Annotated in this window: 11 protein-coding genes; 3 read left to right on the forward strand and 8 right to left on the reverse strand. The window is 43.6% G+C overall.

The features are described 5' to 3' along the window. Positions 1-311: 311 nt before the first annotated feature. Both dnaE and ACLFWI_RS18200 read right to left on the reverse strand, forming a co-directional pair. A complete protein-coding gene (dnaE, locus tag ACLFWI_RS18195) occupies positions 312-3665 on the reverse strand; it encodes a DNA polymerase III subunit alpha (protein WP_446414085.1) in 3354 nt (1117 codons plus the stop codon). Between the two features lie 222 nt (positions 3666-3887). Next, positions 3888-4481, reverse strand: coding sequence for a hypothetical protein (locus ACLFWI_RS18200; protein WP_446414086.1), 594 nt, complete (start codon positions 4479-4481; stop codon positions 3888-3890). Between the two features lie 536 nt (positions 4482-5017). On the opposite strand from ACLFWI_RS18200, the gene ACLFWI_RS18205 reads away from it, so the two are divergent. Together ACLFWI_RS18205 and ACLFWI_RS18210 are read left to right on the forward strand one after the other, a co-directional pair. Next, complete coding sequence (locus tag ACLFWI_RS18205) at positions 5018-5854, forward strand: hypothetical protein (RefSeq protein WP_446414087.1); 837 nt, start codon at positions 5018-5020, stop codon at positions 5852-5854. 4 nt (positions 5855-5858) lie between these two features. After that, positions 5859-6335: a type II toxin-antitoxin system VapC family toxin gene (locus tag ACLFWI_RS18210; RefSeq protein WP_446414088.1), complete on the forward strand. Its 477-nt coding sequence runs from the start codon at positions 5859-5861 to the stop codon at positions 6333-6335. Between the two features lie 115 nt (positions 6336-6450). On the opposite strand, the gene ACLFWI_RS18215 is transcribed toward ACLFWI_RS18210, so the two are convergent. The 4 genes from ACLFWI_RS18215 to ACLFWI_RS18230 form a co-directional block, all read right to left on the reverse strand. Further along, complete coding sequence (locus ACLFWI_RS18215; RefSeq protein ID WP_446414089.1) at positions 6451-7134, reverse strand: ComF family protein; 684 nt, start codon at positions 7132-7134, stop codon at positions 6451-6453. 115 nt (positions 7135-7249) lie between these two features. Beyond that, a complete protein-coding gene (locus ACLFWI_RS18220) occupies positions 7250-7675 on the reverse strand; it encodes a hypothetical protein (RefSeq protein ID WP_446414090.1) in 426 nt (141 codons plus the stop codon). A 354-nt stretch (positions 7676-8029) separates the two neighbouring features. Then, entirely contained in the window at positions 8030-8833 is an 804-nt protein-coding gene (locus tag ACLFWI_RS18225; RefSeq protein ID WP_446414091.1) for a PD-(D/E)XK nuclease family protein, read from the reverse strand. Continuing rightward, a complete protein-coding gene (locus ACLFWI_RS18230; protein WP_446410812.1) occupies positions 8830-9414 on the reverse strand; it encodes a PAP/fibrillin family protein in 585 nt (194 codons plus the stop codon). The genes ACLFWI_RS18225 and ACLFWI_RS18230 overlap by 4 nt, the downstream gene beginning before the upstream one ends. Positions 9415-9477: 63 nt before the next feature. Between ACLFWI_RS18230 and ACLFWI_RS18235 the strand changes: the two genes are divergently transcribed. Beyond that, positions 9478-9705, forward strand: a complete 228-nt coding sequence (locus ACLFWI_RS18235) for a DUF3134 domain-containing protein (RefSeq protein WP_446414092.1) — start codon at positions 9478-9480, stop codon at positions 9703-9705. A gap of 47 nt (positions 9706-9752) precedes the next feature. On the opposite strand, the gene ACLFWI_RS18240 is transcribed toward ACLFWI_RS18235, so the two are convergent. Both ACLFWI_RS18240 and clpS read right to left on the reverse strand, forming a co-directional pair. Then, complete coding sequence (locus ACLFWI_RS18240; protein WP_446414093.1) at positions 9753-10529, reverse strand: CPBP family intramembrane glutamic endopeptidase; 777 nt, start codon at positions 10527-10529, stop codon at positions 9753-9755. A 64-nt stretch (positions 10530-10593) separates the two neighbouring features. Continuing rightward, a complete protein-coding gene (gene clpS / locus ACLFWI_RS18245; protein ID WP_044208648.1) occupies positions 10594-10881 on the reverse strand; it encodes an ATP-dependent Clp protease adapter ClpS in 288 nt (95 codons plus the stop codon). Positions 10882-11244: the final 363 nt, after the last annotated feature.

The following is an 11244-nucleotide window of genomic DNA, read 5'->3' on the forward strand; positions in this document are numbered from 1 at the left end:
GAGCTTCTGTTGCACGGGGGAAGCCAGAGGATGCGGGAGCTTCTGTTGCACGGGGGAAGCCAGAGGATGCGGGAGCTTCTGTTGCACGGGGATGCGAGGGGGATCGACAATGTACCGCATAGCAGAGCAAACTGCTGTATACTCTGCTAGGTTTGTCCGGGTCTTCCGTAGAAAGAAACAATAGTTAAAAAGCTACAGTTGCGGCTAAGGTAATCTAAGCCCTTAACGGTAGCATGGTGTGTTAATACAGCCCTTCCCCCTGTAAATGGACTATCAACCTAAGGATGGTTAATGCTGCGGCTTCCCCTCTCTTAAAAAACAGGTTGCAATACCTCCACCTGCTTCAACTCCAAGCCTTGCTCAAATATCTGATCAATCGGTAACATTTGATCCTCATCTGTCATAAACTTATGGTCTTTTGTCGCCCGAATCGTAGCACCATCCTCTAACAGATATTCAAACACCTCTTGTTCACCGCGATTATGCCATTGTGCAATGGGTTGCGTGTAAACATAACCATTCTCATCCACACTATAAACCGTACACTCAATCTGCTTTTCTACAATTTCCCCAATTGCCACAGCACCATATTCAACCGTGAGAATTGGTGTATCATAACTCAAGCAGTATTCAGCAAATAAGATCATCTGCTCGAATAACTCTTCCGCAATCCGTTTTGCCACACCATTTTTCGCCGCCCCATCGATAAAAATCTCTCGATGTTTCTCCATTTCTGCCACTTTCTTTTTACCCATACAGTTATGAGCAATAAAGTCATTGGCAATAAAGTTATGAGTTTGGCAAATACTTAAGTCAAAAACCTCCTCTTGACCAACATATTCAATCGATACAATTTCATCCCAGAATACATCAGACTCTGCAATTGCCATCAGTGCTTTATCCTGCAAAGCCGTGGCAAAATTATGGACTCGATGACGCGCTAAACTCCGAGTGGGAACTTTCTGAAAATTTAAACCAGAAGACATGGTTCCCTGTCGAACACCAGCAGCGTGATCAATCTGTTTCCACGTCATACCCTTTGCTTTTTTCGCTTGGGCAATTAAGGAAATCACGTCTGGAGGAATTGAATGTTTTGACTGATTATGCGACTTATTCTTTATCACCGCATAACACGTTTGAGCTTTTTGCCATTTATAGCGACTCAAAAAAGTCGTCCCAATCCGACTACCAACCTTAAACTGATCCAGAGGCTGCCATCCTAATAGTGAATAGAAACGATGATCCCCTGTCGCTCTAATTTTCCGATTGGTTTTCGTGGTAATTTCCCAAACATCTCGCACCCCGTTTGGATGAATTTCGCTAATCGGTTGCTGAGTAATCTTTTGCGTTACCTGATCCAGAGACAACACCTCTCGTCCCAACCAATACTCAGGTTTGGACGCAATTTCTTTTAGAGACACTAAACGCCCCGTTTCTGCATCAATAATCTCCGTGGAACCACTCAGACAGCGGCGTAGCAAATCCGCTTGACCCAGGGAATACCCCGCCAAATCCTGAGCCATTTTCATGATCTGCTCTTGATAACAAAGCGTACCATAAGTTTCTTTTAAAATTGGCTCTAATAGCGGATGTTGATATTCAACCTTTTCTTTCCCATGTTTCCGATTAATAAACTTAGGAATCAGACCTGCATCCAAAGGTCCCGGACGATACAATGCCAAAATCGAAGAAATATCTTCGATACTCGACGGTTTTAACTCCCGCACCACCTGGCGCATCCCAGACGATTCTAATTGAAAAATTCCCTCTAACTCGCCTTTCTCTAAAACCTTATAGGTCTGTTTTATATCATCGGGTATTTTCTTGATTTCCCCTTTTGCCACAATCTCAAACGCCTTACGTTCATCCAGGGGTAACTGATCCAGATCTAACGTTATATTTTGATGTTGGCGAATCAATTCCGCCGTTTTCTGAATCGTGGTTAAATTTTTTAGACCGAGAAAATCCATTTTCAAGAGTCCGAGGGATTCTAAGTCCTCCATAAAATACTGAGTAATCACCGCCCCCTCATTATTCACCTGCAAGGGAACAATTTCATCTAAGGGTTCGGACGAAATCACTACCCCCGCCGCGTGAACGCCAAAGGTTTTATTAGTACCCTCAATCCGGATTGCCATATCCAGCCAGCGCTGCACTTCGGGGTTATTTAAGTAAGCATCTCTAAACTCTGGTGTAGGCGTTTTCTCAGAAATCATTACCTTTAACTTAGTGGGTTTTCCCCGTGAAACCGGAATCATTTTTGCCATCCGATCTGATTCCCCATAGGGAATATTCAACACCCTGGCGACATCTTTTAATACCGCCTTTGATGTCATCCGGTTAAATGTAATAATTTGTGCCACCCGATCTGCCCCATATTTGTGGGTGACATATTCAATGACCTCATCCCGGCGTTCAATACAGAAATCCGTATCAATATCAGGCATAGATTTCCGTTCCGGATTGAGAAAGCGCTCAAATAAAAGCCCATGATGCACCGGATCAATATTAGTAATTTTCAGAGAATAGGCAACTAAAGAACCCGCCGCCGAACCCCGCCCTGGACCGACAGGAATCTTTTGATCTCTGGCATATTTAATATAATCCCACACGACTAAAAAGTAGGTGGAAAATCCCATCTGCTGCATCATTTTCAGCTCATATTCCAGCCGTTCTTTATAGACGGGATCAATATCACTGCGAGAACGACATCCCATGCGATCGCATAATCCCTCCCAAGTAACTTCTTCTAAATAAGTATCGGCGGTATGACCCTTGGGAACGGGATAATTGGGGATGCGTGGTTCCCCCATAATGTCATAGCGTTTTACCTTATCAGCTACCTCCAGCGTATTCGCGATCGCCTCTTGGATCACCTGATCGGGCAAATGATCCCGAAATAGCTGTGCCATCTCCTCGGCGGACTTGAGATACTCGGTACCGGAGTAGCGCATCCGCTTCTCTTCTGAAATTAATTTCCCAGTCTGCATGCAGAGTAAGGCGTCGTGGGCTTCGACATCGTAACAGGAGATAAAATGAGAATCATTGGTGGCGACGATTTTAATCTCTAACTCACGGGCAATTTTAACCATTTCTACGTTAACAATCCGGTCTTCACTCGACCCATGATCTTGAATTTCTAGATAATAATCGTCGCCAAAAACCTCTTTATACCATTGGGCAAGTTCTCGTGCTTTTTGCACGTCACCCTTGAGAATCGCTTGGGGGACTTCTCCGCCCAAACAACCACTGGTGACGATTAATCCCTCACGGTACTGTTGGAGTAATTCTTTATTAATACAAGGACGCTTAAAAATTCCTATTCCTTGGATTCCTTTCAGATGAGAAATTGTCGTCAGTTTGACTAGGTTCTTATAGCCTTGGGTATTTTTCGCCAAGACAACTTGATGGTATTTGCGCTGTTTCTTCTTCGTCTTATCCTGAATATCTCCATTAATCACATACATCTCATTGCCGATAATCGGCTTAATCCCTTTCCCCCGACAAACTTTAATCAACTCGATCGCGCCATACATTACCCCATGATCCGTCAGTGCGATCGCACTCATTCCTAATTCCACCGCCCGATCCACCAGTTGCGGTAGCTGGGATGCGCCATCAAGTAAGCTGTAGTCACTGTGAATATGTAGACCGACGAAGGACATAGGACAAAGAGAGATAAGGATTCCGTTAAGGGGTGCGATCGCTCACATTCATGGTAAGCTGACAGGTCTAATAGCATTCCTGATTCATCCAGATTGACCCTGGCTACCCCACATATAAGGATACATCATTCAACTACACCCTATATGTAGTCACACCACCCGTAGAGGCTTGGTAGGGGCTTGGGAAACAAGGTAGGGGCTTGGTTCCCAAGCCCCTACGGTTTACGCGATCGCACCCGATAGTTCATGCCAACGCTGATGCCACAATTGCTGCATCTTTTGGATAATCTCAGGTAAATCCTGAAACTCCTGACTTTGTTGATTGATTTCCCCGGCTAATCCCTGAAGTCGGTTAAAATCTCGGCAACAGTAGAGTACCCGTTTCCAAGCCCCATACCAATCCTGTGCAGCTTCCTCATGGGCGCGAATGGGTTTCAGGCGTTCTTCCTCGTTTCTCAGGGATTCAGCCTGTTTTGCCCACGCCTGACGCCAAGGTTGCACGGCTTCGGGTTGGTCATGCTGATCATACCAGTCACGTTCACGACGGAAGATTTCGCCCAATTCATCAAGCTGGGAACGAGAGGTACAGCGCCCAATCGCCGCTAATCCAGCGTCAATCCAAAGGGACAAGTTGCGATAACTGACAAAGATAGCACGGGATTCCACTAGCTTGACCCAGATTTGGTGTTGCCAGCATTCGATGCGATCGATTTGCTGGAGGGGAATGTTAAGAAATGTAGCGACTTGGTGGCGTACTTCGTCCAGAGAAAATTGGCGAGGATCAACAACCCCAGCCGTGATTAAGTTCTCAGACATGGTAAATCACTCCTGATTTGGGTATTTGCGGTAGCGTTGGCTTGATTTAGGACAGTTGATGCTGGATTTGTGGCGATCTCGGCTGTTTGGCCCGGAAAAACGCCTAAATCCTCAACCCTAAATCGATTGACCCAAAATCTTAGCCACCCCGCACAAGTTGCCATAAGAAGTCGGAGTGGCTAGAGGAGTGTTAGTATTTCTTCTAGCTTCCAGACTGGCTCCTGCAGTTTGGGGGTTAGCTGCTCAGAGCTGCGGTAACAGCTTTGAGTGGCGCTAAGAGTTTTCGGTTTAATTTGAATTATCTTAGCACTTTGAAGGATGGATGTTCCATAGTCAAGGCTTTGTTACAAAAGTTTATGGGTGGGCATAGCTGAAGATTTAGCCAATGCCTGAAGTCATTACCGATACGTCACAAATCCAGTATCTTTACCAAACCAATTTACTTAACTTACTCCCTATTTGTAGTTGTTTTTTAGGTAATCTGTTAAAATTTTTCCAGCAATGCCCCTCTATAGATAAGGCAAGGAAGCGTCAAAATGGAAGACAAACAAGACAATTACATCAGTATACAATTATATGAAATATATGGCTTAACTCATGAACTAAAACCTATACTTCCGTTTCTTTATCAGGAAGTACCTATAGCAGAACGTCGAAACATTCTCATCGCCTATCAAAGAGTATTTGGATTTTCCGTAATTGCTCATCAGCCAATCCACAGCAGTCGCTTACTATCCTGGGCTGATAGTAGCATTTTTAGTCCTGGTTTACGTGAAGCAATTGTATACTTTTTGTATATAATAATGCCCGTCGTTGAACAAGAGGATTACTTTGATTTAGTTCAGCCAACAGAACATCAAGTTGAGAAACTATCCTTATCTTATAGACATCTTCGTGAGTTGGCACAATCTATAGTTACGAATACCCAAGAATATTCTCTAGACTGTGAAATTTTTCACAAGGACTATATAGAGGATATGTATGGGGATATCTTTAGATTGATAGATATTATTTTGCAGCAATATAACTTAAAGCAAGGAGATATAGCCATGCTAAAATTTTTCCAAAATTTGGTTAGATTTGCTTTGGATGAGAGAGGGGCTAATAAATTTTTACCTATTCCAATAGAAGTCTCTTATTCGTTCACTAGATTTATGTCAGTATGCTTGAAACAACCGATAAAAATTTTAGTCCCAGAGTTTGATGATATCAGGCAAAAAAAAGCTCTAGTAGAACAAGTAGAATCAGGGTGGATGCCGAAACAATTGGGACGTACTCCAGAAGAACAATTAGAAAAAAATCAAGCAGCAATGGCTTGGGCTAAGGCAAGAATGGAAGAAATTGAAAACAAACGCAACAAATCTAATTCATAATAACGTGATAATTGTTTTAGACTCTGGAGTTATTGGATTGCTGATTAATCCAATTCAGGATGTATCAGAATTGGAAAAGAATGAAGTATACGAATGTACAGAATGGCTGTATTCTTTGCTGTCTAGATCCGTTTATGTAGTGGCTTCGGAAATTTCTGATTATGAAGTTAGGCGAGAGTTGATTCGTATAAAAAGTGAGGGTGTGAGACTTCTAGATAATCTGCGAGATGTAATTGAGTTTCGTCCACTAACTAAAGAAGTAATGCAAAAGGCGGCAGAGTTTTGGGCTGAGGCACGTCAAAGCCATATACCTACAGCGGATGCTCAAAATATTGATGCAGATATGATTATTTCCGCTCAATGGAGTCTCTTGAGTCAAGAATTTCCCGGACGTACTGTCTTGATTGCAACAACCAATATTCGGCATCTGAGTATATTTGCTGAAGAAAAGGCGATGGAATGGAATAAAATTATACTATAAAATATTTAGCCAATTAAGTTAAATCGTAGGTTAGACCCGATCAGATTAATCGGTAGGTCGTGTTAATTTTGGGCGGCAGGTCGCCCCTACGAATGCATCGGCTTCCCCATCTTCCCTATCGTCCCTGTTTAGACGAGGCGATCGCAACGATACCATATACGGCGATTCCCTGCTGGCGTAACACTTGTGTGGCGGAACGGGCGGTTGCGCCTGTGGTGTAAATATCGTCTAAAATCAGTACGGGTGAATGATGTGGACGTTTGCCAAAACGCTTACCTACAGCAAACGCCTCCGTGAGATTTTGCGATCGCTCTTTTGCCGATAAGCCAAACTGGGCTTCAGTTTCCCGAACCCGTTCTAAACCGTGGGGCTGATAGTTATACCCTGTCAATTGACAAAAACTCTCAGCAAGGAGTTCAGCTTGATTAAATCCCCGTTGTCGTCGTTTGCTGGGGTGAATCGGAATGGGTATTACAGTTAAATGTTTCCTCTGTCGCGCCGCCGTAGATTTTAGCCAAGCCTCACCCAACCAGAATCCCAAGGGACGAGCTATCTGGGTATGATTCTCATATTTTAGCGCCGCGATCGCCCGTTTCAATGTGCCGCCATAATGTCCCCAAACAAACACGGGTAACTCTCCTTGCCAAAATTGACTCGGATGCTTCAGTTGACAGCGCTGTAACTGACGCTGACAATATTGACACAATTCAGCATCAGTGGCGCGATCGCATAATGGACAGTTTGACTTCAGGAATAAAGACAGTAAGCTATTTGTCAACTGTCCGATTCCTAGTTTCATCTCGTCTTGTCTTTAGATAACCTCCATAGAATTAATTATACCTCTAGTTTTTTCTCTCAGCTCCCAGACGCGCCATGGCACGTCTGGAACATTGCTCCCCCTGCTCTCTATTGCCTTAAGCCACATCCAATAAAAACATCGACAAAAATGCCAAATACAACAGAAGGGCAAGCAAAACCACCACAAATGGCGGTGTAAAAATCACCGGAAAACTCGCTTCTTCCAAAAGATTGGGTAAAAACCCTTGATAGCAAATCGTATCGCCACAGGTTCCGTAATTAAATAGAATAACAAAGGTTTGCAGCCCAATAATTTTTGGCAAAAAACCTCCCTTTATTTTTACCTTTGTGCGTCTCTTTGCAGTCCGAGCCGTTGCACTAAAGAATAAAAATATTGTTGTGGTGATATAGAACAATCCCGCAAAGGCAATGTAGAAAAAAATTGACATCCAGCCCCCCGATGTCATAAAAAAGAGTGGGATACTAATTAACGCATAAATCAGGTAAACAGTAAAGACCAGCCAGATATTAGTTGTAATCATTGAAGTTATAACCCTTACCGATTTACAAACAGTTTGTTCCAGCCTCTCTAAAAATTAGAGCTGGATGTAAATAGGTAGAAGCTGAAGCCTGGTTTAGTAATTATTTGTACGAGATGCAATACTCATTTATTTCTTCAAGAGAGTGATTACAATCATTTAGCCCATTAGATCTTGCACCATTAGATCATCGTTAGTTCCGCTAGTCTTAAAACCCCAATACTTCGTCAAGTTAGAGGGCTTTATGTTTATACCTACTAATAAACGAACGATTATCCGGAATCACCGTTGATGTGGCGGAGTCGGCGTGCGGAGGTGGGTGAATTATATTACCCTGTTGCCTGTTGCCTGTTCCCTTCAAATCGATACTTCCTCAATATCAGCCAAATTGGGTAGTAAATCACCATCACCAACAGCACTTTCCCCTGTTCGCTGACAGCGCACCGCAAAGCTACAGTTACCGCATTTACCCGCTGATAGGGGAACTTGGGGAAACGGGATATGATCATTTTGATAGCGGTGTAACCATCCGGATAGCCGAGTCAGCAACTCAGTTAAATCCGCTCTCGTTTTCTCATGTTGTACTCTATCATAGGCAAACGTAAGACATTGGGGACGGGGTTGAGACTTAACAAACCAGTACGTCATCGAAATCTGCTCAGGCAAATAATCACTGGTTTGAAGCAAAACATATCGATATAAGCGCGTTTGCCAGTCTTTGGCTAACCGATGACGATTTGTCGGTAGAGGATAAGTTTTCCAGTCGAAAATTTGGGCGATTTTTTCGTCTTCAATAAATAAGTCGTAAATAACTGTTAGTAAATAGCCTTGCATCGTTACCGTGCGACAATGTTCAGCATCCCGAAAGGTTTGAGAAGGGTGGGCAAATACCTCTGGTGCTGCATCCATGAGCGCCGTAACCCAATGATTGAGTTGGGGATTATCCTTCAGCAACGAGTCTATAGGTAATCCCAGTTCTCGTTGTTGCATCAACAGGTGAAAGTAACTTCCCCACGTCAAACGTTCTTGTTGTTCCGGTGAAACAGGACTTCCGCACTGATCCACATAAATATATTGAAATTTACGCGGACAGGTTTCTAACAGATTGAGTTGTCCTTGGGATAAGCGAGTTAGGGAAACCGCCGTACTTTGAGCATTCATGGTTTGGTAAGGACAAATACACTATCTTTATTCCCTCGTCCAATCCGCAGATTTTCGTCGAGATAAGTAATCTCCAACCAGCCCCTTTGCTCTCGACTTTCAATGTTAAAATCAAGCGCCTTAAATTTTTTACCCGTTTCAATTTGCTGGATAAAGTTAGTCGGAGATTTATAGTCAATTAAGCGTTTTAATCCGACAACCGACCGATCAAAATTGACATTAACGCGGCGTTGGGAAACGGGTTCAAACCGCGCTCCTACACTGATAATTCCCTCTAAGTAAGGCAAGCTGGAAACTTCGGCAATATTATAAATTTTCGCGTCGGCGGTGCGAACACATTGGTAAATTTGACCCAATTGCCACAAGGGAAACCGACCTAGGTTTAACAAATCGCTACTGGTTGTGTAGAGTAATCGCCAGTTACCTTCCAGTAAGTCCTGCGCTTCCAGTGGACGTGGCGTAGGGTTGCGGTCTTCTAATTGGGCAACGGCTGCCAAAATTGCTGTTTTTTCAGTATCCGTTGCCAACAGCCCCCGATTTTTTCCCGCGATCGCTTCTAATAACGTGGCTTTGCTAACCATCTGTAGTCCTGACAATCCACCGTTAAATATGGTATCATTTTTATCGACTTACTGAAATTTATTATGTATAATCCTTCTTTGCGTGAAGAATCTCGTGAGCAACTGGCTCCAGTCATTGCCGTTCAACGTGAAACCTCAGTTTTAGAGTGGTTAGAATCAACGAATCGTCTGCTGGCGCGTGATCCGAGCGAGAAGGAGAGCGGCGATGATGAAGAGGAAATCACTGAATTGATGGGTGTCGAGGATAATGACTATGACGACGAGGAAGATGATGCTCTAGATGAAGATTAACGGACGGGCATAGAATAGGAGCAACTGGGGCACTAGGGCGCGATCGCTTAATTCACAGCCCGCGCCCTGATCCAAAACGCCAGCACCATCAAGAAGGCTAACCCCATGACTCCCGCGATCGGGTTACCATCTACTCCGGTTATCCAAGGAGACACTTGACCCGAATACTGCACCAGTTGTCCCACATTAATCATGTAATAACCCCAAACTAACCCCGCATGTAAACCAATGGGTAAACCCAAACGCCCTTGTCCTCGTTTTGCCCAAACTAAAGTTAATCCCAACAGCACTAACCCCGGAAATCCCGGTAACGTGCGAATAATTTCTGTGATAGGTTTGAGAAAATGCAGTGTGGCAAAAATTAGCGCATCTGCCCAAAGAGATATTTTAGGAGAATAGTCTCGCTCCAACTCATCCAATAACCAACCCCGAAACACTAACTCCTCCGCTAAGCCAATACCCAAAGCGCTAACCAATCCTTCTAAAATAATCCGCCCCAATTGTTCTGGAGGAGGTTGAAAATTCAGCCATCCTAATCCCCCCTCTAACACAAACAAACTCAGGGTAAACAACAGCCCAATACTTAACCCATTGAGCAAGTCTATTCCATTACGCCGAGAGGAGTACAACCCATACTGCTTTAACAGTTGAGGTTCTCCATAAACGAACCGTCCCCAAACTTTTAGTAGCCCTAGAAATTCCCCAAACAATAGCGCCATCGTCAGAATAGTGACTAGGTTTGAGTCATCGACCAAAAGGTAGATTGGCGCAGCTAACGGTAACCAAAATAACCCTAAGGTAAGAACAAACAAACCCAGCCGCATAGGTGCTGGGTATTGTGCCAATTTCGGGAGGTTTTGTCTTAAAATTTTCAGGACTTACGTCTCCCTATTCATCCGGTTCAATCGTACTGGTTAAGCCGTGATTCTTCAACGTTTCACAGTAGAACTCTGCATGTTCCAAAGCGCAGGTGATGACTAGAGCAATTCCTGAGTTGTGGGCTTCCATCATAATATTGACCGCTTGCGGCTGAGTCAAACTTGGCACCGTCTGTATCAAGGCTTGCACCACATATTCCATCGGGTTGAAATCATCATTGTGGAGCAAAACACGATAGCGAGGTGCGGGTTTCCGAACAGTTGATGTTGAACGCTTTTCAATTGTTTCGACAGACAAGGCTAGAATCTCCCTCTCGTTCAAGTGTTTACAAAAAAATAGTGGCTGGGATACAGTTCCCTATTTTAGCTTTCTCTTTATATTACTCAACAATTATCAGACCAATCACCCGATTTGGCGAGTAGAGATAGCCGAATCTTGACTCAATCCCACAATCCTAATAGTCTTAATCTGTGACTAAATAGCGTAAAACAACACACATTTTTTCGTTTAACCTGAAATTCTCTCAAAGCCTCGCTCTTTTTCTATAGCTTTTTATCTCAAAAATAGGAGTAATTATTCTTGAGTTATAACATTGCGAATCCCTGGTGAATCCTGCTCTAAATCATCTTCCGTGTAAGGCAAATAGGCTTTTTCACGCTT

Source organism: Coleofasciculus sp., assembly GCF_046539235.1.
In the GTDB taxonomy this organism is placed as follows: domain Bacteria; phylum Cyanobacteriota; class Cyanobacteriia; order Cyanobacteriales; family Coleofasciculaceae; genus Coleofasciculus.